The organism is Bradyrhizobium sp. sBnM-33 (assembly GCF_032917945.1).
Classification (GTDB): domain Bacteria; phylum Pseudomonadota; class Alphaproteobacteria; order Rhizobiales; family Xanthobacteraceae; genus Bradyrhizobium.
This window is the reverse complement of sequence record NZ_CP136624.1, coordinates 35,604-61,377: the sequence shown is the minus strand read 5'-3', so window position 1 is coordinate 61,377 and position 25,774 is coordinate 35,604. Positions and strand designations below refer to the sequence as shown.

General features: G+C 63.4%; 20 protein-coding genes. 2 read left to right on the top strand and 18 right to left on the bottom strand.

Annotated elements, in window-relative coordinates:
* Positions 1 to 87: 87 nt before the first annotated feature.
* A complete protein-coding gene (gene katG, locus RX328_RS00260) occupies positions 88 to 2,241 on the top strand; it encodes a catalase/peroxidase HPI (RefSeq protein ID WP_213252763.1) in 2,154 nt (717 codons plus the stop codon).
* Between the two features lie 69 nt (positions 2,242 to 2,310).
* On the opposite strand, the gene RX328_RS00255 is transcribed toward katG, so the two are convergent.
* From RX328_RS00255 to rimP, 9 genes are all read right to left on the bottom strand, one after another.
* A complete protein-coding gene (locus RX328_RS00255; RefSeq protein WP_213252764.1) occupies positions 2,311 to 3,057 on the bottom strand; it encodes a superoxide dismutase in 747 nt (248 codons plus the stop codon).
* A 217-nt stretch (positions 3,058 to 3,274) separates the two neighbouring features.
* Positions 3,275 to 5,431, bottom strand: a complete 2,157-nt coding sequence (gene pnp, locus RX328_RS00250; protein WP_213252765.1) for a polyribonucleotide nucleotidyltransferase — start codon at positions 5,429 to 5,431, stop codon at positions 3,275 to 3,277.
* Positions 5,432 to 5,750: 319 nt separating this feature from the next.
* Positions 5,751 to 6,020, bottom strand: a complete 270-nt coding sequence (gene rpsO / locus RX328_RS00245; protein WP_028347859.1) for a 30S ribosomal protein S15 — start codon at positions 6,018 to 6,020, stop codon at positions 5,751 to 5,753.
* A gap of 2 nt (positions 6,021 to 6,022) precedes the next feature.
* A complete protein-coding gene (truB, locus tag RX328_RS00240) occupies positions 6,023 to 7,156 on the bottom strand; it encodes a tRNA pseudouridine(55) synthase TruB (RefSeq protein WP_213252766.1) in 1,134 nt (377 codons plus the stop codon).
* Positions 7,156 to 7,569, bottom strand: a complete 414-nt coding sequence (gene rbfA / locus RX328_RS00235) for a 30S ribosome-binding factor RbfA (protein ID WP_028347857.1) — start codon at positions 7,567 to 7,569, stop codon at positions 7,156 to 7,158. The genes truB and rbfA overlap by 1 nt, the downstream gene beginning before the upstream one ends.
* Before the next feature lie 182 nt (positions 7,570 to 7,751).
* Entirely contained in the window at positions 7,752 to 10,403 is a 2,652-nt protein-coding gene (gene infB / locus RX328_RS00230) for a translation initiation factor IF-2 (protein WP_213252767.1), read from the bottom strand.
* Between the two features lie 75 nt (positions 10,404 to 10,478).
* Positions 10,479 to 11,162 (bottom strand): RNA-binding protein, encoded by a 684-nt coding sequence (locus RX328_RS00225; protein WP_213252768.1) that lies wholly within the window; start codon positions 11,160 to 11,162, stop codon positions 10,479 to 10,481.
* Positions 11,163 to 11,237: 75 nt separating this feature from the next.
* Positions 11,238 to 12,848 carry a transcription termination factor NusA gene (gene nusA, locus RX328_RS00220; protein WP_213252769.1) on the bottom strand — a complete coding sequence of 537 codons (1,611 nt, stop codon included), beginning with the start codon at positions 12,846 to 12,848 and terminating at the stop codon, positions 11,238 to 11,240.
* Between the two features lie 3 nt (positions 12,849 to 12,851).
* Entirely contained in the window at positions 12,852 to 13,625 is a 774-nt protein-coding gene (gene rimP, locus RX328_RS00215; RefSeq protein ID WP_213252770.1) for a ribosome maturation factor RimP, read from the bottom strand.
* A gap of 337 nt (positions 13,626 to 13,962) precedes the next feature.
* Here rimP and RX328_RS00210 point away from each other — a divergent pair, with 337 nt between their 5' ends.
* Entirely contained in the window at positions 13,963 to 15,033 is a 1,071-nt protein-coding gene (locus RX328_RS00210; RefSeq protein WP_213252771.1) for a DUF2336 domain-containing protein, read from the top strand.
* 117 nt (positions 15,034 to 15,150) lie between these two features.
* Here RX328_RS00210 and trmB read toward each other — a convergent pair whose 3' ends face one another.
* The 9 genes from trmB to RX328_RS00165 form a co-directional block, all read right to left on the bottom strand.
* A complete protein-coding gene (trmB, locus tag RX328_RS00205; protein ID WP_213252772.1) occupies positions 15,151 to 15,894 on the bottom strand; it encodes a tRNA (guanosine(46)-N7)-methyltransferase TrmB in 744 nt (247 codons plus the stop codon).
* Positions 15,891 to 17,018, bottom strand: coding sequence for a M20 family metallopeptidase (locus RX328_RS00200; RefSeq protein ID WP_213252773.1), 1,128 nt, complete (start codon positions 17,016 to 17,018; stop codon positions 15,891 to 15,893). The genes trmB and RX328_RS00200 overlap by 4 nt, the downstream gene beginning before the upstream one ends.
* 124 nt (positions 17,019 to 17,142) lie before the next feature.
* Complete coding sequence (locus RX328_RS00195) at positions 17,143 to 17,559, bottom strand: helix-turn-helix domain-containing protein (protein WP_213252774.1); 417 nt, start codon at positions 17,557 to 17,559, stop codon at positions 17,143 to 17,145.
* Positions 17,560 to 17,804: 245 nt separating this feature from the next.
* A complete protein-coding gene (gene lnt / locus RX328_RS00190; protein WP_213252775.1) occupies positions 17,805 to 19,415 on the bottom strand; it encodes an apolipoprotein N-acyltransferase in 1,611 nt (536 codons plus the stop codon).
* Positions 19,412 to 20,533 carry a hemolysin family protein gene (locus tag RX328_RS00185; protein WP_409410831.1) on the bottom strand — a complete coding sequence of 374 codons (1,122 nt, stop codon included), beginning with the start codon at positions 20,531 to 20,533 and terminating at the stop codon, positions 19,412 to 19,414. The genes lnt and RX328_RS00185 overlap by 4 nt, the downstream gene beginning before the upstream one ends.
* A 1-nt stretch (position 20,534) precedes the next feature.
* Positions 20,535 to 21,035: an rRNA maturation RNase YbeY gene (gene ybeY, locus RX328_RS00180; RefSeq protein ID WP_409410832.1), complete on the bottom strand. Its 501-nt coding sequence runs from the start codon at positions 21,033 to 21,035 to the stop codon at positions 20,535 to 20,537.
* Between the two features lie 83 nt (positions 21,036 to 21,118).
* Positions 21,119 to 22,174 carry a PhoH family protein gene (locus tag RX328_RS00175; RefSeq protein WP_213252777.1) on the bottom strand — a complete coding sequence of 352 codons (1,056 nt, stop codon included), beginning with the start codon at positions 22,172 to 22,174 and terminating at the stop codon, positions 21,119 to 21,121.
* Between the two features lie 4 nt (positions 22,175 to 22,178).
* Positions 22,179 to 23,615, bottom strand: coding sequence for a tRNA (N6-isopentenyl adenosine(37)-C2)-methylthiotransferase MiaB (gene miaB, locus RX328_RS00170; RefSeq protein ID WP_213252778.1), 1,437 nt, complete (start codon positions 23,613 to 23,615; stop codon positions 22,179 to 22,181).
* Between the two features lie 232 nt (positions 23,616 to 23,847).
* A complete protein-coding gene (locus RX328_RS00165) occupies positions 23,848 to 25,620 on the bottom strand; it encodes a glycosyltransferase family 39 protein (RefSeq protein ID WP_213252779.1) in 1,773 nt (590 codons plus the stop codon).
* Positions 25,621 to 25,774 lie beyond the last annotated feature (154 nt).

Sequence of the window (25,774 nt, the reverse complement as noted above, 5' to 3'; positions counted from 1 at the left end):
CCGATCATTAAAATCAACTTCACCTGATGGAAGGCGCTGCTTAGAGTGCTTCCAATCCGAACAGGAAGCGACCCTCAGGAGACAATCATGGATGACAAGACAAAATGCCCGTTCTCGGGCGGCAATCGTGCACGCACGAACCGCGACTGGTGGCCGGACGCGCTGGACGTTTCGGTTCTTCACCGCAATTCCACGCTCTCCGATCCGATGGGGGAGGCGTTCGACTACGCCAAGGAATTCAAGACGCTCGATCTCGACGCCGTGATCAAGGACCTGCATGCCTTGATGACGGATTCGCAGGAATGGTGGCCGGCCGATTTCGGTCACTATGGCGGTCTGATGATCCGCATGGCCTGGCACAGCGCAGGCACCTACCGCATCACGGATGGCCGTGGCGGCGCTGGCGCCGGTCAGCAGCGCTTCGCGCCGTTGAATAGCTGGCCTGACAACGCCAATCTCGACAAGGCGCGCCGGTTGCTGTGGCCGATCAAGCAGAAATACGGCCGGAAGATCTCGTGGGCCGACCTGATGATTCTCGCCGGCAACGTCGCGCTAGAATCGATGGGCTTCAAGACGTTCGGCTTCGCCGGCGGCCGCGCCGACGTCTGGGAGCCTGAAGAGCTGTTCTGGGGACCGGAGGGCACGTGGCTCGGCGACGAACGCTACAGCGGCGAACGCCAGCTCGCGGAGCCGCTCGGCGCCGTGCAGATGGGCCTGATCTACGTCAATCCGGAAGGGCCGAACGGCAATCCGGACCCGATCGCAGCGGCCAAGGACATCCGCGAGACGTTCTTCCGCATGGCGATGAACGACGAGGAAACCGTCGCCCTGATTGCGGGCGGCCACTCCTTCGGCAAGACCCACGGCGCCGGTGACCCGTCGCTGGTCGGCCCGGACCCGGAAAGCGGTGCGCTGGAGGATCAGGGCCTTGGCTGGAAGAGCAAGCATGGCACGGGCGTCGGCGCCGACGCCATCACCGGCGGCCCGGAAGTCACGTGGACGCAGACGCCGACCAAGTGGAGCAATCTGTTCTTCAAGAACCTGTTCGAAAACGAATGGGAACTGACGCAGAGCCCGGCCGGGGCGAAGCAGTGGAAGGCAAAAGGGTCGGAAGCCACCATCCCGGACGCCTACGACAAGTCGAAGAAGCATGTGCCGACCATGCTGACCACCGACCTGTCGCTGCGCCTCGACCCGGCCTACGAGAAGATCTCGCGGCGCTTCTACGAGCATCCGGACCAGTTCGCCGATGCGTTCGCGCGTGCCTGGTTCAAGCTCACGCACCGCGACATGGGCCCGATCGCGCGTTACCTCGGCCCGCTGGTGCCGAAGGAAACGTTGATCTGGCAGGACCCGATTCCGGCGGTCGATCATCCGCTGATCGGCGAGCAGGACATCGCCGCGCTGAAGGCGAAGATTCTCGCCTCCGGCCTGTCGGTGTCGCAGCTCGTCTCGACCGCATGGGCGTCGGCCTCGACGTTCCGCGGCTCCGACAAGCGCGGTGGCGCCAACGGCGCGCGGATACGTCTCAGCCCGCAGAAGGACTGGGAGGTCAATCAGCCGGCCGAGCTCAAGACCGTGCTGCAGAAGCTCGAAGCGATCCAGAAGGAGTTCGGCAAGAAGGTTTCGCTTGCCGACCTGATCGTTCTCGGCGGCTGCGCGGCGGTCGAAAAAGCCGCAAAGGACGCCGGGCTAGACGTCAAGGTGCCGTTCACGCCGGGTCGCATGGACGCGTCGCAGGACCAGACCGACGTCGAATCCTTCGCCCCGCTGGAACCGCGTGCCGACGGCTTCCGCAACTATATCAACAGCAAGAGGCACCAGTTCATGAAGCCTGAAGAGGCATTGGTGGACCGGGCACAATTGCTGCGGCTGACGGGACCCGAGATGACGGTTCTGCTCGGCGGCCTGCGTGTCCTCGGCGCCAATTTCGGCGGGTCGAAGCACGGCGTGTTCACCCAAAAGCCTGGCACGCTGACGAACGACTTTTTCGTCAACCTGCTCGACATGGGCACGCAATGGCAGCCCGCCGGCTCTGACGGCGTATACGAGAGCCGCGACCGGAAGACGAATGCGGTCAAATGGACCGGCACCCGCGTCGACCTGATCTTCGGTTCGCACTCGCAGCTCCGCGCCTTCGCGGAAGTCTATGCGTGCACCGACTCGAAGGAGAAGTTTGCGAAGGATTTCGTGGCGGCGTGGGACAAGGTGATGAACCTCGATCGATTCGACATCACCTGATCCTGGCAAGAGCCAACTGCAAAAGCAAAAAGGGCGGCCGAGAGGCCGCCCTTTTCACATTGAATGCGCTCAAACGCCGAGCGTGCCGGCCTTCGCCGCCGCATAACGCTCGGCGATTTTGGCCCAGTTCACCGTATTCCACCACGCCCTCAGATAATCCGCGCGGCGGTTCTGGTAGTTGAGATAATAGGCGTGCTCCCAGACGTCGTTGCCCATCAGGGCGCGCTTGCCGTCCATCATCGGGGTATCCTGGTTCGGCCGGGTCTCGATCGCAAGCTTGCCGTCCTTGCTCACCGTCACGAATACCCAGCCCGAGCCGAACTGGCGTCCGCCGGCGGCATTAAAATCGTTCTGGAATTTTTCCATGCCGCCGAGATCGCGATCGATCGCAGCCAGCACCTCGCCCTCGGGCTTGCCGCCGTTCGGGCCCATGATCTCCCAGAACATGGTGTGGTTGGCATGACCGCCGAGATTGTTGCGCACCGTGAACTTGATGCTGTCGTCGAGCGCATTCAGGTTGCCGAGCACGTTCTCGATCTTCGCCGTGCCCAATTGCGGATTGGTCTTGGCGACGTTGTTGAGGTTGGCGACATAGGCGGCGTGATGCTTGCCATGATGGATTTCCATCGTCCTCGCGTCGATATGCGGCTCGAACGCATTGGTCGGATAGGTCAGCGGCGGCAGCGTGAACGGCCCGGTTGGGTCGGCGGCCGGGGCGGGAGCCGCGGCCTGCGCGAAAACGAGACGTGGGGCTGCAGCCACGGCCGCGATACCGGTTGCAGCAAACATCAGTTGGCGCCGGGATATGGATGACATCGACTTCTCCTTAATTGTAGGTGAGCTTGGTGACTGTGTGCGCCGTAGGCCGCTGCGCGCGGCAAGTTACGGGCGAGGAGCGGGATCGGGTTTCGTTTTCTTTCCTCAACCCTGCGACGGAATCGCACAGGTGCCGCGGTCCTGGCAATGTAACTCGGGCGGCCCACAAAAAAGGGCGGCCGTTCGGCCGCCCTCTTGTTCACATTTTAGCGATGCCTTACTCGCCGGCGGCTTCACGCGGCGCCTGGCCTTCCGCCTTCTGTTTGGCCTCGAGGTCCTCGCCGGTGACCTGATCGACCACCTTCATCGACAGCCGGGTCTTGCCGCGGTCGTCGAAGCCGAGCAGCTTCACCTTGACCTTGTCGCCTTCCTTGACGACATCGGAGGTCTTCTGCACGCGGTTGGCGGCGAGCTGGCTGATGTGGACCAGGCCGTCCTTGGCGCCGAAGAAGTTCACGAACGCGCCGAACTCCATCACCTTGACCACGGTACCCTCATAGATCTGGCCGATCTCCGGATCGGAGGCGATCGACTTGATCCACTTGATCGCGGCCTTCATCGCCTCGCCGTCGTTGGAAGCGACCTTGACGGTGCCGTCGTCCTCGATGTTGACCTTGGCGCCGGTCTTCTCAACGATCTCGCGGATCACCTTGCCGCCGGTGCCGATCACTTCACGGATCTTGTCGGTCGCGATCTTGAAGGTCTCGATGCGCGGGGCGTATTCGCCGAGCTCGGCGCGAGCGTTGGTCAGCGCCTTGGCCATTTCGCCGAGGATGTGGACACGCCCTTCCCTGGCCTGGCCGAGTGCCACCTTCATGATCTCCTCGGTGATGCCCTCGATCTTGATGTCCATCTGCAGCGAGGTGATGCCCTGGTCGGTGCCGGCCACCTTGAAGTCCATGTCGCCGAGATGATCCTCGTCGCCGAGAATGTCGGACAGGACCGCAAAACGGGAGCCTTCCAGGATCAGGCCCATCGCGATGCCCGCGGTCGGCCGCTTCAAGGGAACGCCCGCATCCATCAGCGCCAGCGAGGCGCCGCACACCGAGGCCATCGACGAGGAGCCGTTGGATTCGGTGATCTCGGAGACCACGCGAACCGTGTAAGGGAATTCGTGGTGCGGCGGCAGTACCGGATGGATCGCGCGCCAGGCGAGCTTGCCGTGGCCGATCTCGCGGCGCTTGGTGCCGCCGAGGCGGCCGGTTTCACCGACCGAGTAGGGCGGGAAGTTGTAATGCAGCAGGAACGTCTCTTTATACGTCCCCGACAGCGCGTCGATATACTGCTCATCCTCGCCGGTGCCCAGCGTGGTCACGACCATCGCCTGGGTCTCGCCGCGGGTGAACAGCGCCGAACCATGGGCGCGCGGCAGGACGCCGACTTCGGCGATGATGTTGCGCACCGTCTTGCTGTCGCGGCCGTCGATGCGCTTGCCGGTATCGAGGATGTTCCAACGAACGATCTTGGCCTCGAGCTCCTTGAACACGCCGGCGATGCGCAGCTTGTCATATTTCGGCTCCTGGCCTTCCGGGAAATAGTGCGCGATCACCTTTTCCTTGGCCTTGCCGACCGCCGCATAGCGCTCCTGCTTGATCGGAATCGCGTAGGCCGAGCGCAGGTCCTGCTCGACCAGACCGAGCATTTCCTTCTCGATCTCGCTGTTGTCGATGGTGGTGACTTCGCGCGGGTCCTTGGCGGCCTTCTCGGCCAACTCGATGATCGCCTTGATCACCGGCTGGAAGTGGCGATGACCGAACATGACGGCGCCGAGCATGATCTCTTCCGAGAGCTCCTTGGCTTCGGATTCGACCATCAGCACCGCGTCCGACGTGCCGGCGACGACGAGGTCGAGCTGCGTGTCGGTCATTTCATCGAGCGTCGGGTTGAGGATGTATTCGTCATTGCTGAAGGCAACGCGCGCGGCGCCGATCGGCCCCTTGAACGGCACGCCCGACAGCGTCAGCGCTGCGGAGGCGGCGACCATCGCCACCACGTCGGGATCGTTCTCCATGTCGTGTGAGAGCACGGTAACGATGACCTGCGTCTCGTTGCGCCAGCCGTCGGCGAACAGCGGACGGATCGGGCGGTCGATCAGCCGGGAGACCAGCGTCTCCTTTTCGGTCGGGCGGCCCTCGCGCTTGAAATAGCCGCCGGGAATGCGGCCCGCGGCGTAGGTCTTTTCCTGGTAGTCGACGGTCAGCGGCAGGAAGTCGACGCCCTCGCGCGGCGCTTTCGCAGCGACGACGGTGGCGAGCACGACGGTCTCGCCATAGGTGGCGAGCACGGCGCCGTCGGCCTGACGGGCGATCTTGCCGGTTTCCAGCTTGAGGGGACGTCCACCCCAGTCGATCTCGACGGAATGCTTATTAAACATAGTGGTCTTCTTTCATGGGTTCACGAGAGCGCGGAGCCCAAAAACACAAAGACCATGCGCAAGATGGCGGGACGCTGATCGCAACATGAGATCAGCATCCGGCGATCCTGCCATGGTCTTCATCTTTCGGATGGCGTCCATCCCCTCGGCAGTCATGGGCACCTTGCCCTGTCCAGCGGCCGGATTGCTGCTGGACGTTTGTCGAGCACGATCCTTGTCGGATGATGCTCCTTGCGCATGATCGTCTCCAAAAACTGGAGTCCGTTTCTTCGGAAAATCATGCGAAAACGCGCGCAAAGTGCGCGCGCGTACACTCAAATCAACGACGAATGTTATGCTTTTCGAGCAACGCCTTGTAACGCGCCTCGTCCTTCTTCTTGATGTAGTCGAGAAGCGAGCGGCGCGTCGACACGAGCTTCAGGAGGCCGCGGCGTGAATGATTGTCCTTCACGTGGGTCTTGAAGTGGCCCGTGAGATTGTTGATGCGTTCCGACAGGATCGCGACCTGGACCTCGGGCGAGCCGGTGTCGCCGGCTTTGGTGGCATTCGTCTTGATGACTTCCGCTTTGCGTTCGGCGGTAATCGACATCGTCAAACTCTCTCATTGCTGCGACCGGGACTGGCAGTCAGCCCGGTCAGGTTGAACACGCGCTTGGGGATGAGTTCGCCATTGCCAATTTCAGCAAGCGCCAACAGGCGGCCTGCCACCGTGACATAGACTGTGCCGCTACTATTGGGCGCATCCCGTCCGCGCAACAAAACGGCCTGACCCCGGTGGAGCCTTGCCGCATCCGCCCGTGTGACGGCCAGTGCCGGGATGTCGTCCAGCGCGGTCTCAACGGGCAAAAGCGCGTCGGCGAGGCTTCCCTCGCCAGACGCGGCTCTATTGCATAAAGCCTCCAACTCTTCCAGCGGAATCATGTCCGTCTCGCGGAATGGGCCCACCAAAGTCCGCCGCAACGCGCAGATATGGCCGAAACAGCCCAGAATCCGACCGATATCGCGGGCCAGCGCCCGGACATAGGTGCCCTTACCGCACTCCGCCTCGAACGCGGACTGGCCGTTATCTCCATGTTCTACAAGGGTTAATTCGTGAATCTCGACCGGCCGGGGCTTCAATTCGACGGTTTCGCCGTCCCGAGCCAAGTCGTAGGCGCGCTCGCCCTGGACCTTGATTGCTGAATATTGCGGCGGGATCTGCTCGATCGGCCCTGTGAACTGGGGCAGCAGGGCCCGGATCGCGTCCGCTGACGGGCGGAGTTCGCTGCTACGGGTCACCCGACCCTCGGTATCGTCGGTGTCGCGCTCCTCGCCCCAGGCGACCGTGAAGCGGTAACGCTTGCGGCCGTCCATCACGAACGGAACCGTCTTGGTGGCCTCGCCGAGCGCGATCGGCAGGCCGCCCGATGCCAGCGGATCGAGCGTGCCGGCGTGGCCCGCGCGCTTGGCCTGGAACAGGCGCTTGAGAATGGCAACCGCGTGAGTCGAGGTCATGCCGATCGGCTTGTCGAGAATCACCCAGCCATGAACGTCGCGCTTGTCGCGTCGCGGCTGGTTGTTTTGGCGCGGCTGTTTGGTGTGACGCGGATCGTTGTTGGTGCGGCGCTCGCCGTTGTCGACGCGTCGTTCACCATCGTTGCGCGAATCGGAAAAATTATTTTTTTCAGCGTCGTGCGGATCGGCAGTTTGCTGCGCGATCACGCGGTCGGCGGTGGGCATCGTCATCACTTGTCGTCCGAATCGGGTGCGAGGTCTCTTTGCACCGCAGGTGTTCGCAGTAACTTCTCGATCCGTTCCGCTTCGTCGAATCGTTCGTCGACGCGAAAGCGAAGGTCGGGAGCAAATTTTAAGTTAACGCGATGCGCGATCTCGCCGCGCAGGAACTTCTTGTTGCGTTCGAGCGCCGCAATCACGACGTCGGTGTCACGTCCACCGAGCGGCATCACGTAAATCGTCGCGAGTTTCAGGTCCGGCGACATTCGCACCTCGGGAACGGTGATGATGTGGCCTTCGAGGTCGGGGTCGTGCACGTTACCGTGCGATAGAATATCGGCGACCGCATGGCGCACGGTCTCGCCGACGCGCAATTGTCGTTGCGAGCCGCCGGGTGCGGAACCCTTGCTGTGGTGGCGGGGCATTTGTCGTCCTCGAAAACAAATCGTCATGGCCGGGCTTGTCCCGGCCATCTACGTCTTCTTTGCTGCTGAATCCTGGGACGTGGATGCCCGGCACATCGATGCGAAGACGCGCTTCGCGCTTTTGGCCGGGCATGACGCCGAACTAGTTCAATATCCTTCTAACGAAGCCGTAAGGTTCAGACTTACAGGCTGCGCTGGATCGTCTCCACGCGATAACACTCGATCACGTCGCCGACGCGCATGTCGCCGTAATTCTCGAACGCCATGCCGCATTCCTGGCCGGACTGCACTTCCTTCACTTCATCCTTGAAGCGCTTCAGCGTCGAAAGCTTGCCCTCATGCACGACGACGTTGTCGCGGATCAGGCGAACATTGGCGCCGCGCTCCACGGTGCCGTCGGTGACGCGGCAGCCGGCGACCTTGCCGACCTTGGAAATGTTGAACACTTCCAGGATCTGCGCATTGCCCAGCATGGTTTCGCGCAGCGTCGGCGCGAGCAGGCCGGACATCGCCTTTTTGATGTCGTCGACGAGATCGTAGATGATGTTGTAGTAGCGGATCTCGATGCCGTTGCGCTTGGCGGCGGCCGCGGCCTCCTTGTTGGCTCGCACCGAGAAGCCGATGATCGCGGCATTGAAGCCTTCCGCCAGCGTGACGTCGGATTCCGAGATACCGCCGACGCCCGCATGCAGGATGCGCGCGGCAACTTCCTCGGTGCCGAGTTTTTCCAGCGAACCCAAAATGGCTTCGAGCGAACCCTGCACGTCGGCTTTCACGATCAGCGGGAATTCCTTGCGGCCCGCGGTCTTGAGCTGCGACATCATCTGTTCGAGCGAGCCGCGCATGCCGGAAATCGAGGCAGCCGCGTTCTCGCGCTTCTGGTGGGCGCGATAGCTCGTCACTTGGCGGGCGCGGGCTTCGTTCTCGACCACCGCGAGGCGGTCGCCGGCTTCCGGCGGGCCGTTGAAGCCGAGCACCTCGACCGGCACCGAAGGTCCGGCCTCGTCGAGGTTCTCGCCCTGATCGGAGATCAGCGCGCGGACGCGGCCCATTTCGGCGCCAGCCACGATGATGTCACCGACCCTGAGCGTGCCGCGCTGCACCAGCACGGTCGCAACCGGACCGCGGCCGCGATCGAGCTTGGCTTCGATCACGGTGCCTTCGGCAGGCCGTTCCGAATTGGTCTTGAGGTCGAGAAGCTCGGCCTGCAGCGCGATCATCTCGAGCAGCTTGTCGAGATTGGTCTTGTTCTTGGCGGACACCTCGACGTCGACGACTTCACCGCCGAACGATTCGACCTGAACCTCGTGCTGCAGGAGTTCGGTGCGCACGCGTTCCGGCTTGGCGTCGGGCTTGTCGATCTTGTTGATCGCCACGATCATCGGCACCTTCGCCGCCTTGGCGTGGTTGATCGCCTCCACCGTCTGCGGCATGACGCCGTCGTCGGCCGCCACCACCAGGATCACGATATCGGTGACCTTGGCGCCGCGCGCACGCATCGCGGTGAACGCGGCGTGGCCGGGCGTATCGATGAAGGTGATCTTCTTGCCGCTTTCCGGTGAGGTCACCTGATAGGCGCCAATATGCTGGGTGATGCCGCCGGCTTCGCCGGACACCACGTTGGCGTGGCGCAGCGCGTCGAGCAGCGAGGTCTTGCCGTGGTCGACATGGCCCATCACGGTGACCACCGGCGAGCGCGGCTCGGTATCGGTGGAATCGTCGACGACGTCGAACAGGCCTTCTTCAACGTCGGACGCGGCGACGCGCTTGACGGTGTGGCCCATTTCCTCGGTGATCAGTTGCGCGGTATCGGCATCGATCACGTCGGTGATCTTGTGCATCGCGCCCTGCTTCATCAGCAGGCGGATGACGTCGACCGCGCGCTCCGACATGCGGTTGGCGAGTTCCTGGATGGTGATCGCTTCCGGGATCGTGACCTCGCGGACCAGCTTTTCCTTCGGTTCGTTGGAGGCATGGCCCTTCAGGCGCTGGGTGCGGCGGCGGAATGAGGCAATCGAACGCTCGCGCACGTCATCATTGAGCGCGGTGACCACCGTCAGGCGGCCGCGCTCTTTTTGTGGGCCGGGCTTGTGGGTGGTCTTGGGAGCGGCCACGGGGCGAATGGCGCCGCCGGGGCCGCGCCGAACCTGACGCGGACCTTCGTCTTCGTCGGAACCGTCGGCGGCAACGCCCGGGGCGCGCGGGGGCGGCACTGCCGCCGGACGGGCGCCGGCCGGGCGGGCTGCGGCGGGTCGCGCGGTGGCGGGTGCCGGCGTCGCCGCGGGCTTGGCCTCGGTCTCGCCAAATCGCTTCTTGGCCTCGACTTCGGCCTTGCGCTTGGCTTCCTCTTCGAGGCGGTGCCGTTCTTCCTCGGCCTTGCGGCGGGCTTCGGCGGCCTCGCGTTCGGCCTGTTCGATGCCTTCACGGCTGGCGCGGCGCTTGGCCTCTTCCTCGGCCAAACGGCGTTCTTCGATTTCGCGCATCTTGGCGTCGGCCAGCGCGCTGGCGCGGGCGGAACGCTCGTCTTCCGTCAGCGTTCGCAGCACCACGCCCGAACCGCTGCGCGGCGCGCCACCCGGCGTTGCCGCAGGGCGCGAGAGGGGAGCCTTTGCAGCGGGCGCCGCCTTGGTGGCGGCCGGCTCGGGCGCATGCGTCTCAGTGGCGGGCGCGTCGCCGCCGACGCGGCGCTTGCCACGCTTTTCGACCACGACCTGCTTGGTCCGGCCATGGCTGAAGCTCTGGCGTACGGTGCCCGTCTCGACCCGCGGCTTCAGCGTCAAGGTCTTGGTCGGAACACTCAAAGTCTTGTCGCCAGGCGTTTTGGTATCAACCATTCAGCAGTCCTAATCTCGTTAGCGTTGTGCGTTTTCCGCACCATCATTGAAGCAGGTCTTCGGAACCAATCTTCGTCAGTCAGAATTTCTGGCCGCCATCCCGGTCTTGTCGTCGTCGTCCGTCCGGTATCGAACCAGGATCTGGCAGCGCGACAGGAACGTTTTGCTCGCCGGGCCCGCGAGCAGCGCAGCATGTATCACATTTGACCGGCCCAGTGCCAAATCCAATTGTGCCGAGGTTAAAGCGGTAACGATCGGCAAATCCCGCGATTCACCGATATTTCGGCCCCTTTGCCCGGCGATCGCGTCCAATTTGCGGATTCCGTCGGCCGCGCCGTCGGAAGCGTGGATCAGGACTTCGGCCCTGCCCTGTTCGAGCAGGCCCTCCACCTTGGCAAAGCCGGAAATCACCTGACCGGCCTTGGCCGCCATGGCCAGTGCCTCGGTGCAGCTTCGCTCCAGCAGGGCCTCGGTATCGGCGGGAAGGGTCGCCGCGACCCGGACGTCGCGCTTGAACCCTCTGCTAAATTGGTGACGCCGCACCGCTTCCGCAACCATCCGGCGGGAGGCCGATACCCAGAGGCCGCGGCCGGGCAGCTTGCGTTTCAAATCGGGGATTACCTCGCCCGAGGGGGCGACAACGAACCGGATCAACTCGTCGATCGGGCGGACCTCGCGACTGACCGCGCACATCCGCATGGTCGCGGACTTGTCGGTCCGCGGCCCATGGTCGAGATCGGGGTCAGCCAAAGCAAGCATGCCTGTTTGATCGCTCCAGTCATCTGCGCACGGTCTGCGCGCAGAAAAGATATTCGGTTTTGCGGAACACCCGCATTACGCCGTCTGGTCTTCGGTGGCCCCAGCCGTCTCGGATTGTTTGGCGAGCTCGGCCTCGGTGATCCAGCCGGCAATGACGCGCGCCTGCATGATCATGCGTTCGGCCTCGTCGCGCGAGATCTCGTTGGCGTCGAGAATGCCGGGATGCTTGGTCGGCTCCCCGCCCTCCTTGCGCTCGGTCCAGCCGACCAGATCGTCGGTGGCGCAGCCCGCCAGATCCTCGACGGTCTTGATGTCGTTTTCGCCGAACTTCACCAGCATTTTCGAGGTCACGCCGGGGACCTTCTTCATTGCATCTTCCACGGCGAGTTCCTTGCGCTTGTTTTCCAGCTCGGTTTCGAGCTGCTCCAGATATTCTTTCGCCCGGCTCTGCAGCTCGTTGGCGGTTTCCTCGTCGAAACCCTCGATGCCGGCTAATTCCTTGGCATCAACCAGCGCCAGTTCCTCCACCGACGTGAAGCCTTCGGATGCCAGCAACTGGCCGACCACTTCGTCGACATTCAGCGCTTCCATGAAAACGCGGGTCGAGTTCTCGAAATCGGCCTGACGGCGCTCGGATTCTTCCTGCTCGGTGAGGATGTCGATATCCCAGCCGGTGAGCTGCGAAGCGAGGCGCACGTTCTGGCCGCGCCGGCCGATCGCCAGCGAGAGCTGGTTGTTGGTGTCGGGAACCACGACCTCGATCCGCTCGCGGTCCTCATCGATCACGACTTTGGCAACCTCGGCAGGAGCCAGCGCGTTGACGACGAAGGTCGCGATGTCGGGCGACCACGGAATGATGTCGATCTTTTCGCCCTGCAGTTCGTTCACCACCGCCTGAACGCGCGAGCCGCGCATGCCGACGCATGCGCCGACCGGATCTACGGAGGAGTCCCTGGAAATCACGCCGATTTTCGCGCGCGAGCCGGGATCGCGGGCCACCGCCTTGATCTCAACGATGCCGTCGTAGATTTCCGGCACTTCCTGCGCGAACAGCTTCGCCATGAACTGCGGATGGGTGCGGGAGAGGAAGATCTGCGGTCCGCGGGTTTCGCGGCGGACATCGAAGATATAGGCGCGGACGCGATCGCCGTTGCGGAATACCTCGCGCGGCAGCATTTCGTCGCGGCGGATGATGGCTTCACCGCGGCCGAGATCGACGATCACGCTGCCATATTCGACGCGCTTGACGACGCCGTTGACGATGTCGCCGATGCGGTCCTTGAATTCCTGGTATTGCCGGTCGCGTTCGGCCTCGCGCACCTTCTGCACGATCACCTGCTTGGCGGATTGCGCGGCGATGCGGCCATATTCCAGCGGCGGCAGGGTGTCGGCGATGGTGTCGCCGACCTGGGCGCCCGGATTGGCGCGCTGCGCGTCCGCCAGCGAAATCTGGTTCGCCGAGTTCTCGACGTGATCGACCACCAGCATGTGGCGCGACAGCCGGAGTTCGCCCTTCTTGGCGTCGATCTCGGCGTGAACGTCGGTCTCGCTGCCGTAACGGGCGCGTGCCGCCTTGGCGATGGCATCTTCCATCGCGGCGATCACGATGCCGCGGTCGATCGACTTTTCGCGGGCGACCGCGTCTGCGATCTGCAGCAGCTCGAGTTTGTTGGCACTGACTGCCATGGTCTAGTCTCCTTCGGTAGGATCGATCTCGCCCCTGCGGAGTCTTTCTGCAGCGAGGCGGTGTTTCTTTGTATTGGTCGGCTCAGGTTTTTTGGGCTCCGGCTTTTTGCCGGTCTTCGGTTTCTTGCTCTTCGCCGGATCGCTCTTTTTCGCGTGCGGCGGAGGCGGCGGCGCCAACCCGAGATTCTGCTTCAACTCGCGCTCGGCTTGCTTGCCGCGCCGCATCGATTCAGCAATCAACTCGTCGGTCAGAACCAACCGCGCATCGGAAATGTCTTCCATCACCAAGAGTACGTCGGCATCTTCGTCCGCGCGTGTGTCATCCCGATGTAGCCGCACGGTATCGCCTTCGACGCCGGCGAGCGTACCACGGAAACGCTTACGGCCCTGATGGGCGACCGCCATTTCGATCTTCACGAGATGACCGGCGTAGCGCTCGAAATCGGAGCGGCGCACCAGCGGTCGGTCGATGCCCGGCGATGATATCTCCAGCCGATAGGCGCGGTCGATAGGATCGGCGACGTCAAGCACTGGCGACAGCGCCCGCGAGATCGCCTCGCAATCCTCGATCTGCATCGAGCCGTCGGGCCGCTCGGCCATGATCTGGACGGTGCAGCCGGCGTCGCCGGATATCTTGATCCGGACCAGCCGGTAGCCCATTCCCTGCAAGACCGGCCCCGCAACGGCCGATACCCGCGCCGCCACGCCCGGCTCGACGACGAGACGGGGCTCGGCCAAGAGGTCGGCATCCTCGGGAATAGCATTTGGATCGGTCATGTCCAGGGTCAAAAGCGTCTTACTTGCATGGGTTTAGGCCGGGCCTAACCGGAGGTCCGGCCGGTTCCCCGAACCGCCCTTGAGGCCCGTTCTGGGCAAGGCAGGTTCAGGTAATAAAAAAGAGCGGGTCCCGGGGGGCCCACTCTCAATACGCGATCGTATGAGAACCATAAGTTGCCGCGGATATAGCGGTTTTTCCGCAATCCGACAAGGCCCGCAATCCCGTTAAGTCCGATTTTGCCAAGCTTTGAGAGCGGGGTAAAGTCTAACCCTTCATTCATGAACGCTGCCTAGATTTCCCGAAAACCAGCCAATTTCGGCCGGTTTGGGTGGGTTTATGATTGCTTCACCATCGCTGATCCCGGAACTCGACGACATCGTCAGTCGTGGCGACCCCAAGCGCCGCGCCGATGCCGCGCGCCGTATTAGCGAGCTTTTCCTGCAGGGTGCGGCAAGCTTCCGCCCCGATCACGTCGATCTGTTCGACGGCGTTCTGACCAGTCTTGTCCCTCATGCCGAGATCGAGGCGCGCGCCGAGTTGGCCGAGCGCTTGTCGACGCTTGCGAATGCGCCGCGTGGGCTGGTTGGCCAACTCGCCCATGAAGATGAGATCGCCATCGCGGGTCCGTTGCTGCGCCGCTCGCCGGTTATCGACGAAAAAATGCTGCTCGAAATTGCGTCCATGAAGGGCCAGGGTCATCTGCTGGCGATGGCGGAGCGGCCTACGCTTTCGGCCCATCTCACCGACGTCATGATCGCCCGCGGCGACCGCGCGGTGGTCAGGCGCGCCGCCGGCAATGCGGGCGCGGCCTTTTCGTCGAACGGCTATTCGACGCTGATCAAGCGTGCCGGCCAGGACGGCGTGCTGACGATCAGGCTCGGCCAGCGCGACGATCTGTCTTCGGAGCAATTGAAGGAGTTGCTCTCCGGCTCCATCGACATTATCCGTCGCCGCCTGTTCCAGGTCGTCAAGCCCGAGCGGCAGGCTGACATCAAGCAGGCGATGAGCGCCATCACCGGCCTGTCCGAACGCGAGGAGCGACGCGACTTCGTGCCGGCGCAGCGCACGGTGCTGAAACTCCATCGCGAAGGCGCGCTGGGCGAAGGCGCATTGCTCAACTTTGCCAGGGCCTTCAAATACGAGGAGTCGATCGCCGCGCTGTCGGCGATGACCGGCGTCAAGATTGAAACCCTCGACCGCCTGATCAGCGGCGAACGCTACGATCCGATCCTGATCGCCGGCAAAGCCATCGATCTCGAATGGGCGACGGTGCGCGCGCTGATCATCCTTAGGCTCGGTCCGAACCGAACGGCATCGCCTGCCGACATCGAAAGTGCGCGTGTGAACTACGTGCGCCTGATGCCCATGACCGCCCAGCGCGTCGTCGAGTTCTGGAAGACGCGATAGCGATCTAACGCTTCCTCCCTCATTCCGGGGCGCAAAGCGAACCCGGAATCTCGAGGTTCTCAGGTGCGCAATTGCGCACCATAGTCCGATGCTGCGCATCGCCCCGGAACGACATATCTAGCTCACCCGCCGAAACCGCAGATACGCCGCCACTCTTCCCTCACGCTCGGCTTTGCGGCCGTAGCGCGTCATGGTGTAGCCCTCCCAGGGCTTTTGCCAGTCGGCGGCGCGCTCGGCGGTCCAGACAAAATCCGGCGAACGCATCAGATGCGCCAGCGTCCAGGCGCAGTAATCGTCGATGTCGCTGACGAAACGGAATTCGCCGCCGCCCTTGAGGATGCGCGCCATCGCCTTCACCGTTGCGTCCTGCACGAAGCGCCGCTTCCAATGCCGCCGCTTCGGCCAGGGATCGGGATGGATCAGATCGATCCGCGTCAGCGAACGCGGCGGCAGCCAGGCCAGCAATTCCGCGGCGTCGCCGGCATAGAGCCTGATATTGCGGAGATTGTGCGCCTCGATCTGCGTCAGGATTTTTGCCATGCCGTTTACATACGGCTCGCAGCCGATGAAACCGATGTTCGGATAGGCTTGCGCTTCCGCGATCAGATGTTCGCCGCCGCCGAACCCGATTTCGAATCTGACATCGCCGATCTCGCCATCGAACAGATCGGTAAGCCGCTCCGGCGCCGGCATCGCAATGTCGAGCGCGAGATGCGGCAGCAGTTTATCGATCAGGTCGGCCTGGTGGATGCGGAGCTTGTGGCCCTTGCGGCGCCCGAAGAACGAGCCGCGCGTATGCGTAGCCACGCCGTCATCGGGCGCGGTGCCGCGATCTTCCGTATCGTTCGGGGCGGATATCATCGCAGCGTCTGGTAGAGCCGGAACAGCAGCCGCGCTCTCGGCTCGATCGAGGAGACGTACATCTGCTCGTAATGGGTATGCGCACCCCGGCCGTCAACGCCAAGGCCGTCGAGGGTCGCGGTATGCGGCGCGGTGAAATTGCCGTCGGAGCCGCCGCCGGTTGAGGTGTCGACCAGATCGAAGCCGATCTCGGCCGCCAGCGTTTTGGCATGCTCGTAGAGTGCGGCGCCGGCATTGCTCTTTTCGTAAGGAGGGCGGTTCAACTCGCCGAGCACCTTGACCGTGACGCCTTCGGTGCGCGATTCCAGGTTGAGGATTTTGGCAACGAGCTCGTCGGAATCGGCCATCGTCGGCACGCGCAAATCGACCTCGGCATAGGCTTCTTCCGCGATCACGTTCGGCTTGGTGCCGCCTCTGACGACGCCGACATTGACGGTGATGCCGCGCACCAGGTCGTTCATCGCCTCTAGCGTTTGAATGACGTTGCCGAGTTCGCGGATGGCGCTGCGGCCGTCCTCAGGCCGCGTGCCGGCATGCGAGGGCACGCCCTTGATGAACACCTCGAAGCGGCCAACGCCCTTGCGTCCAGTGACGATCTTGCCGCCGTCGCGCGCCGGTTCGGTGACCAGCACATATTTCGCCTTGCGGCCCTCGGCCTCGATCAGCGCGCGCGAGGTCGGACTGCCGATCTCTTCATCGGAGACATAGAGCTGGGTGATGCCGAGTGGCGGCCTCGAACTGTTGGCGCTGACTTGCCGAAACGCATGATAGGCGAGATAGGCGCCGCCCTTCATGTCGTAGATGCCCGGGCCGAATGCGCTGTCGCCTTCGATCCGGAATGGCAGCCGCTCGATGAATCCGAGCGGATGCACGGTATCGAGATGGCTCAGCACCAGGATGCCCGGTTCACCCTGCCCCCATGCCGAGCGCGCCACCAGGTGATCGCCGCAGCCGGAGTGCCCGGCGATCCGCTCCACCGTCGCGGGCAGGCCGCGATAGCCTTCAGCGACGAGGTCGGCGAGCTTGTTGACCTGCTCGGGCGCTTCGGTCGGGCTCTCGATTTCGACCCAGCGGCGAATGCCCTCGAGGATCGGCGCGGAATCGAACGGATTGGTTGTCGTCATGTCGTATCCGATACGGCGTCATGCCCCGATGCGCAATCGCACATCGTGGGGCCCGCGCCGATGCGTGCGCGAAATGACGGCATATTCCAGAATACGAAATTCTCAAAACCAGCGCGGGATGAAATCAACGCGGGTCCGGGCCGTCGCGCGACGCGATCTGCTCGACCAATTCGACGATGGAGCGGCGCATTTTGGAATCGGTGATGCGCGTGAACGCGCGTGTCAGCGCCAGACCCTCTGACGTCGCGAGGAAATCGGACACGTAGGCCGGAGAGCCACCGTCGCCAAACCCGTCCGCATTCGCTATGCCGCTCGGCCCGCCATCAAACAGAAACGATACCGGCACCTGCAAAATCTCGGAGATCTGCTGCAGGCGGCTGGCGCCGACCCGGTTGGTGCCTTTTTCGTATTTCTGAACCTGCTGAAACGTGAGGCCGAGCGCTTCGCCGAGCTTTTCCTGACTCATGCCCAGCATGATGCGGCGCATCCGGACGCGGCTGCCGACATATTTGTCGACCGGATTGGGCGCTTTGGTGGACATCTGCATCACTCCTAGGATTGCGCGCCGGGAATGAGGCAGTGGAAATGCTATGCCTCAGGCGCGCCGGTACCGTCATATCCTGCTCGGAGGATCGGGTAGAATTGCGGACGATCTGAGCAACGGAGGTGACTGGTTGTTGTTTTTGGCTTGCAACCGCAGAAAGCGAATCGCAGGCCGTCTGTCAACTGGTGGAACCGCGCGCGTCGCGTTTTTAGTAAATAGTGACAACCGGTCATGTGCAAATCTCAGGCAGCGTGCTTCGCAACGCGGCGCCTGACGACGACCAACAAGGCTGCGGCCACAATCACGGCCGCCGGGATATCTCCAAGGCGAGCATAAACCGTCGGCGACAGCGCTGTCGGCAGGCTGGCATCCAGCACGCCTTCAAGGCCGAGGTTGAGCTGTGCCACAATTCGTCCAGAGGGATCGATCACCGCCGAGATGCCGGTGTTGGCGGCGCGCACCATCGGCAGACCTTCCTCGATCGCTCGCAGCCGCGCCTGCTGCAGGTGCTGGTACGGGCCTGTCGAATTTCCAAACCAGCCGTCATTGGTCAGGTTGACGATCCAGCCGGGGCGATCGTCACGCGCTGCAACAGTTCCGGGAAAAATCGCCTCGTAACAAATCAACGGTAGCGCGCGCGGCGCATTCGGGATCTCCATCGCGCGCTGCCGCGTGCCCGGAATGAAGCCGCCGTGGACTTTTGTAAGCTGCACGAATCCGAGCTTTTCCATCCATTCCTGAAATGGCAGGTACTCGCCGAACGGCACCAGATGCAGCTTGTCGTAGACCGACAGCACGCCGCCGTCATGGTCGATCACATAGATCGAATTGTAGGCGCGGGAGACGCGGGCGCCGGGCGGGCCGTCGGGAGCGCGCACCGAGCCGGTCATCAGCACTGTGCCCTTGGGCAGGAGCTCGGCGATCTGTGCCATCGCGTCGGCTTCGCGCGTCAGAAAAAACGGGAAAGCCGATTCCGGCCAGATCAGGATTTGCACGTCGCGCACGCCAGTGGACTGCGGGCCTGAAGCGCGGTCGGACAGAGCAAGGTATTTCTGCATCACCTCCGCTTTGGCGCCATAGTTGAATTTGACGTCCTGCTGCAGGTTCGGCTGCATGATACGTAGCTTGACCTTGGTCAGGGCTGTCGGCTGCAGCGAGAGCCGCACGGCGCCGTAAATTCCCATCGCCGCGAGCAGCAAGAGCGCCGCCACCGGCGCGATCCAGGGCTTGCGGCCGCGCGATGAACCGTCGATCAGCGCCGCCGGGCTGGCAAAGATCGCAACGCTAAGGAAGGTCATGCCCCACAGCCCGATCAGCGACGCCGCCTGCGCCAGTGCCAAGGGCTCCGATAGCGCGTAGCCGAAGGCATTCCAGGGAAATCCCGATAGCATATAGCCGCGCAGCCATTCGCTGACCGTGAGTCCGATCGCGAGTGCGAGAACCCGCGACGCATCCCGCGTCCAGATCAGCCGCGCCAGTGCGAAGCCGAGCGCCGGAAACAAGGCGAGATAGGCCGGCAGGCCGAGCACCGCGAACGGCATCAGCCAGGCAAAGGTCGGCGCGTCGACCAGGAAGGCGTTGCCGATCCAGTAGAGCCCCGGCACGAAATAGCCGAGCCCGAACCAGAAGCCCGCTATCGCCGCCGCCGGCAGGCCGCGCCATTTTCCGGCCGCGGCGCCGTCGATCAGCCAAACCGCGACCGGAAACGTCACAAACAGCACCGGCCAGGCGTTGAACGGCGCCATCGCAAGTGCCGACATGGCGCCGGCAACGAGCGCGATCGCTGCGCGCTTCCAGCCCCAGGCCAGGATGATCGAAAGTCCCGCGGCGCGGAATTTGCTGGTTGAGATCACTGCGAGCCGGCTCCATCGCCGGAGGCCGGCGGCGTATTGTCGTTAGTCGGCGGCGCACTGGTGTCGGGCGTGGCCTCGCGGCGGCTTCGCTCGCGCGTCGCGCGCGCCGCGGGGCGTTCTTTCCGAATCCCGATCCGCAGCCGCTTGACCCGCCGCGGATCGGCATCGAGCACCTCGATCTCGAAATTGCCCGGACCGGCAATGACCTCGCCGCGCACCGGCAGCCGGCCGACCTGGGACACCAGATAGCCGCCGAGGGTGGCGACTTCCTCGCTCGCCTCGCCGGTCACGAATTCCTCGCCGATCATCTTGCGCGCATCCTCGAGGCTGGCGCGGGCATCCGCGATGAAGGCGTTATCTCCCTGACGGACGATCGACGGCGGCTCGTCGCTGTCGTGCTCGTCGTCGATTTCGCCGACGATCTGCTCGACGATGTCCTCGATCGAGACCAGCCCGTCGGTGCCGCCATATTCGTCCACCACCAGCGCCAGGTGGATGCGCGAGGCCTGCATCTGCGCCAGCAAATCGATCGCCCGCATCGACGGCGGCACGTACAGGAGCTTGCGGATGATGTTGGCCTCCGCCAGCGGCATTGCGAGGTCGACCGCGCGCAGGTCGAGCCCCGCCGGGAACGGCTTCTTGCGCTTGGGCCTGGTGGTATCGCCGACGCGCGCCTTCGCGGTCATGAACGCCAGCAGGTCACGGATGTGAACGATGCCTTCGGGGTCGTCGAGGGTTTCGTTGTAGACCACGAGCCGCGAATGCGCCGCGCTCTCGAACAGGCTCATCAGTTCGCCGAGCGGAATATCTCGCTTGACCGCGACGATGTCGGCGCGATGCACCATCACGTCGGCGATCCGCCGCTCGTTGAGACCGAGGATGTTGCGCAGCATGGTGCGCTCGATAGCGGAAAAGCCGACATCATCGGGCGTGGAAGCATCGAGCACGACCTGAAGATCGGCGCGCACCGATCCAGCCCTCCAGCCGAACAGGGTGCGGATCGCCCGCATCAGCCAATTGTCAGCGGCGGCCGGACGCAGCACCTCGCCTTCCTGTACCACCACGGGCAAGTTGCGCGTGTCGCGCGGGTTGTCCTGTATCGGGTCGGAGTCCGGCATTTCAGTCCGTCCGCTCCCGGTCCGCATACGGATCGGGAATGCCGAGCTGCGCGAGAATCTCCCGTTCGAGACCTTCCATGGCTTCGGCATCGTCGTCATTCTCGTGGTCGTACCCGATCAAATGCAGGAACCCGTGGACCGCAAGATGGCTGAGATGATGATCGAACGGTTTTTCTTCCTCATCGGCCTCTTTCCGGGCGGTCTCATAGGCGATGGCGATATCGCCGAGCATACGCGGCGCGTCCGCAGGCGCGCCCGCGGCCGGCTGCAGCGCCGGAAACGACAGCACGTTGGTGGCCTTGTCGATGCCGCGCCAGTTGCTGTTCAGCGTGCGGATTCCGGCATCGTCGGTCAGCATGACCGCAAGTTCCGTGTCGCCGACGTCGGCATCGGCGATTTCGGCCGCCGCATTGATGGCGCGATGGATCACCGCCTCGGCCTCCGGCTCGGTCTGCCAGCAAGCGGCGACGACGAGAACTTCGGTGAGGGGAAGGACGGACACAAGCGTTCCAGCGGTTTGCATTGCAATGTTGGGGTTGCGGCCCCGGCCTGCCGGCGGCAGGTCCGGGCGCGAAGAGTTTGCGGTCAAGATTTTCCGGTTGCCGGTTTCTGCGGCAATCCCTCATAGGCGGCGACGATCCGCGCCACCAGCTCATGGCGGATAACGTCTTCCGCGGTGAATTTCACCTGCGCAATGCCGTCGACGTTGTCGAGCAGCTTGCAGGCTTCGGCAAGTCCCGAAGCCTGTCCGTGCGGCAGGTCGACCTGCGACGGATCGCCGGTGACGATCATGCGGCTGTTCTCGCCGAGCCGGGTCAAGAACATCTTCATCTGCATCGACGTGGTGTTCTGCGCTTCGTCGAGGATGATCACGGCATTGGTCAGAGTGCGGCCGCGCATGAAGGCCAGCGGCGCGATCTCGATTTCTCCGCCCTGCAATGCACGTTCCACCACTCGCGCGTCCATCAGGTCGTACAGCGCGTCGTAGATCGGCCTCAAGTAAGGATCGACCTTTTCGCGCAAGTCGCCCGGCAGGAAGCCGAGCCGCTCGCCGGCCTCGACCGCGGGCCGCGACAGGATGATGCGATCGACTTCCTTGCGTTCGAACAATTGCGCGGCATGCGCCACCGCAAGCCAGGTCTTGCCGGTGCCGGCCGGGCCGACGCCGAACACCAGCTCGTGGCGTTTCAGCGCGCGGATGTAGGAATCCTGCGCCGCGGTGCGGGCGCGCACCGGACGCTTGCGCAGATTGATAGTCTCGAACGAGGGTTTTGCGGTCTTGGCGTCGAATTCGAACAGAGAGCCCTGCGCAAGGACGGCGCGGATCGCGCCTTCGACCTCGCCCTGCGAGAGGTCGTGGCCTTGCACGGCCTGTGCATAGAGCGTCTCCAGCACGCGCCGCGCGGCGTCGCAGCCGTCACGCGAGCCGGCGATGGTGATGTGGTTGCCGCGGGAATCGACCACAACGCTGAGCCGCCGTTCGATCAGCGCCAGGTTCTGGCCGTAAGGGCCGACGAGGGCGGAAGCGGCGCGGTTGTCGTCGAAATCGATGACGACCTGGGTCTCGGGCGGAAGTTGCATGTCGCGGTCAAATTTGCGGCTGGGAGCGAGCGAAGAAGAATCCGATGCGCTTTTTGGCAAGGGTTCAGGCTCCCATGATTTTTTGAGAAGAATTGGTCAATTGAGAAGAATCGGTCACGTGTGAAACAGGTGATCGGATGGCGCGCGCAGAGGTATCAGCGAGTTCGCCGAGCAGGCTGTAACGCTCAAGGCTCTCGATCCTGACCGGCAGCACCTGTCCGATAATATCTGACGAGGCAAACACGTGCGCAGGCTGAAGATAAGCGGTGCGGCCGACGATCTGGCCGGGATTGCGGGCCGCGCGTTCGAACAGCACATCGACGGTGTTGCCAATCATGGCCCTGTTGAAGGCCGATTGCTGACTGTCGATCAATTCCTGGAGCCGCACCAATCGCTCGTCCATTTCAGCCGCTGACACCGTCTCCTGCATGTCCGCCGCCGGCGTGCCGGGCCGCGGCGAATATTTGAACGAATAAGCCGCAGCGTATCCGATTTGCATGACAAGCGCGAGGGTGGCTTCAAATTCTCCCTCAGTTTCGCCCGGAAAACCGACGATAAAATCCGATGAAAACGCAATATCTTGGCGGGCGGTACGGAAACGGTCGATGATGCGGCGATAGTCATCGGCGGTATGCTTGCGGTTCATGGCCGCCAGAATCCGGTCGGAGCCGGACTGCACCGGAAGATGGACGAACGGCATCAGGCCTGCGAGGTCGCGATGCGCTGCAATCAGCGAGTCCTCGACGTCGCGGGGATGGCTGGTCGAATAGCGCAGCCGCGCGATGCCCTCGATTTCGGCGAGCCGGTGCAACAGCTTGCCAAGCGGCCAGCTCCGTCCGTCGGGGCCCTCGCCGTGATAGGCGTTGACGTTCTGCCCGATCAGGGTGATCTCGCGCACGCCATTGTCGGCGAGCCGCTTCACGTCGTCGACGATCTTTGCGACCGGGCGCGAGACTTCCGCGCCGCGCGTATAGGGCACCACGCAGAAGGTGCAGAACTTGTCGCAGCCTTCCTGCACAGTGACGAAAGCGGAGATGCCGCGCGCTCGGATTGCATCCGGCTTGGGAGCGGGGAGGAAGCCGAACTTGTCCTCGATCGGGAATTCGGTTTCCAGCGCGCGGCCTTCGCTCCTCGCGCGCGCGAGGAGTTGCGGCAGATGATGATAGCTCTGCGGCCCGACCACGACGTCCACCGTCGGCGCGCGGCGGATGATCTCTTCGCCCTCGGCTTGCGCGACGCAGCCGGCAACCGCAATGCGCATCTCGCGCCCGTTGCGTGCCGCCTCGTCCTTGGCGACGCGCAGCCGGCCGAGTTCGGAGTAGACCTTTTCGGACGCCTTTTCCCGGATATGGCAGGTGTTGAGGATCACCAGATCCGCATCGTCAGCGCTTTCAGTCTCGACAAAGCCTTCCGGCCCCAGCGTATCCACCATGCGTTGCGCATCGTAGACGTTCATCTGGCAGCCATAGGACTTGATGTGCAGCTTGCGCGGCGGCTTCATGGAACCTTGAGTGCTGGTGGAAATGGCGCCCTGGCGGCGGCTGGGGCTCAGATATAGCCTAAATGGCCAAAAAGCCAGTGTTTGGCCCCGTCATTCTGGGGCGCGTAAGCAAACTATGATGCGCAGTTGCGCATCTGAGAATCTCGAGATTCCGGGTTTCGAGGCTGACACATGATGGGGTAGGCTCAGTTCGCAGCACCCCAGAGATCGAACAGTTCGGGCGGCGGAACCTCTACCCACTCGTTGCCGAGATTGATGCGGTAGGGCGCGCTGCTCGAAGGCCCGACAGGCGCCACAACTTTGGATCGACGGGGCGACCGTTGGCACGCACCCATCGAGCGATCGGCTCGAGCGCCGCCGCCTGCTTCGCGGGCGCCAGGGTAAATCCGCCAAGCATCACGAAGCGCAGTTTCCTATCCGAGGCCAGCCGTTCGATGTCGGAAGGTTTCAGGATCGGATCGTCGCCGAGATATCCGCCCATTGCCATGACAGGCAGGCCGGTCGAGATAATGAGCGGCGCGGCGACGTTCGCGTTGGGAACCGCGACCAGAAAGTTTGCGGCCTCGCGATTGGCGATCAGGTAGCCGGTGAGTTTCTGGCGGAAGGCTTCCAGCCGCGATGTCCGCAATGCCCCACGTTCAGTCTCTGGCGGTGCGAGCAGCGCGCTCATGTTGGCAACCGGCGCCGCTATGTTCGGGCGCCGCAGAACCACGCTCGCGGAGGTCAATGCGGGCGGAACGAGCAGCGCGCCAATTGCTGTGACCGCGAAGAGTTTCGATAATGTGTTCTGCAGCGGAAATACATAGAGAACGGCCGCGCAAATCGTGGCGATCCCGATCGATGTCAGCCATGTCAGGCTGAGCCAGTCAGATCCGATTGTCTCTGACTGCGTGATGCAGAGATAAACTTGCCACGCCGCCGTGACTACGATGATCAGCGGCAGGTATATCTGCCCTGACTTGCCCGTCCGCCACCTCGACCAAAGCCCGGCGACCGCGATGCCGGAAAACACGGCGAGCGGTGGACCGAGGACGGCTACGTAGTAGGTGTGGATCAGTCCGCCCGCAAAGCTGAGCACGATCCAGTACATCCCGAGCCAGCCGGTCCAGACGGCGGCGGCGATGCGGCGTGACGCCGGCGTGGCCGGAGCCGATGCATCCGACCAGGCGAAAACGAGGCCTGCGAGCGCAAGCGGAAGCAGCCAGGCGAACTGTGTTGCGGCCCTCGGCCGGAACAGGCGGAGTGGACCGGTTGGCGAGTCATCCGTCATAACGGGTTGCGAGCGGACTTCCGCGCCTGCAGGTGCCGTCTCGCCCGAGACGGCGGGGGAGGGGTTTGCCGAACTCGTGGCGAGGAAGCGGGCCGCGCCATTATGCACCAAGGCAAGCTCCAGCATCGAATTGTGCTTGGTGCTGCCCGCATAGGGCCGGTCCCGGGCCGGCACGAGATCAAAGAAGATCGCCCAAGACAGCGAGACGGCAACAAGGACGACGCCCGCGATGGCCTGTCGCCCGATATGCCAGGTGATCGGCGCGGCCGGCCGGGCGAGGCTGAACGTCAGGGCCACGACTGGCGCCAGCACCAGCGCCGCGCCCATCTTCACGTTGAAGCCTATGCCGATCGCAGCCATTGCGGCGCAGAGCATCGCGAGCCGGCCGGTTTCGGCGGCCCGTATTGCAAGCCATGCACCGGCCAGCAGCACCAGGATGAGACAGCTCTCGGTATTGTTGGAGCGGTCGACGGCAACATTGACCGGGCTGAGCGCGAGCGCCAGCGCGGCCACAGCTCCGGCCATCCTGCCCCAATATTTCTGCACCAGAACGTAAACGAAAAGGATCGCGGCCAAGCCCGCCATCACTTGCGCGAGCAGAATCGAAAGCGCACCAAAGCCAAACATTTTGGCGCTGGCGACTTGCAGCCAGATCGCCACGGGCGGCTTGTCGATAGAGACAAAGCCGGCAGGGTCGAACGCGTTGAAGATGAAATTGTGCCAGCTATCCAGCATGCTGCGCACGCTTGCGGCGTAATATTGTCTTCCAAAATCGTTCTGCGAAAGCTGCCAGGTTCGCGCAAGCGCAGCCAGCGCTACGATGAGCGATAGCGGCCGCGTCCGGGACAGAATACCTTGCCGCGAGTTAACTGGGCGCCGATGCCGCGGA

Bases quoted from the DNA above. Each gene is read 5' to 3' on its own strand.
- katG (WP_213252763.1), top strand. From the start codon at position 88: ATGGATGACAAGACAAAATGCCCGTTCTCGGGCGGCAATCGTGCACGC.
- RX328_RS00255 (WP_213252764.1), bottom strand. From the start codon at position 3,057: ATGTCATCCATATCCCGGCGCCAACTGATGTTTGCTGCAACCGGTATC.
- pnp (WP_213252765.1), bottom strand. From the start codon at position 5,431: ATGTTTAATAAGCATTCCGTCGAGATCGACTGGGGTGGACGTCCCCTC.
- rpsO (WP_028347859.1), bottom strand. From the start codon at position 6,020: ATGTCGATTACCGCCGAACGCAAAGCGGAAGTCATCAAGACGAATGCC.
- truB (WP_213252766.1), bottom strand. From the start codon at position 7,156: ATGACGATGCCCACCGCCGACCGCGTGATCGCGCAGCAAACTGCCGAT.
- rbfA (WP_028347857.1), bottom strand. From the start codon at position 7,569: ATGCCCCGCCACCACAGCAAGGGTTCCGCACCCGGCGGCTCGCAACGA.
- infB (WP_213252767.1), bottom strand. From the start codon at position 10,403: ATGGTTGATACCAAAACGCCTGGCGACAAGACTTTGAGTGTTCCGACC.
- RX328_RS00225 (WP_213252768.1), bottom strand. From the start codon at position 11,162: ATGCTTGCTTTGGCTGACCCCGATCTCGACCATGGGCCGCGGACCGAC.
- nusA (WP_213252769.1), bottom strand. From the start codon at position 12,848: ATGGCAGTCAGTGCCAACAAACTCGAGCTGCTGCAGATCGCAGACGCG.
- rimP (WP_213252770.1), bottom strand. From the start codon at position 13,625: ATGACCGATCCAAATGCTATTCCCGAGGATGCCGACCTCTTGGCCGAG.
- RX328_RS00210 (WP_213252771.1), top strand. From the start codon at position 13,963: ATGATTGCTTCACCATCGCTGATCCCGGAACTCGACGACATCGTCAGT.
- trmB (WP_213252772.1), bottom strand. From the start codon at position 15,894: ATGATATCCGCCCCGAACGATACGGAAGATCGCGGCACCGCGCCCGAT.
- RX328_RS00200 (WP_213252773.1), bottom strand. From the start codon at position 17,018: ATGACGACAACCAATCCGTTCGATTCCGCGCCGATCCTCGAGGGCATT.
- RX328_RS00195 (WP_213252774.1), bottom strand. From the start codon at position 17,559: ATGTCCACCAAAGCGCCCAATCCGGTCGACAAATATGTCGGCAGCCGC.
- RX328_RS00185 (WP_409410831.1), bottom strand. From the start codon at position 20,533: ATGCCGGACTCCGACCCGATACAGGACAACCCGCGCGACACGCGCAAC.
- miaB (WP_213252778.1), bottom strand. From the start codon at position 23,615: ATGAAGCCGCCGCGCAAGCTGCACATCAAGTCCTATGGCTGCCAGATG.
- RX328_RS00165 (WP_213252779.1), bottom strand. From the start codon at position 25,620: ATGCTGGATAGCTGGCACAATTTCATCTTCAACGCGTTCGACCCTGCC.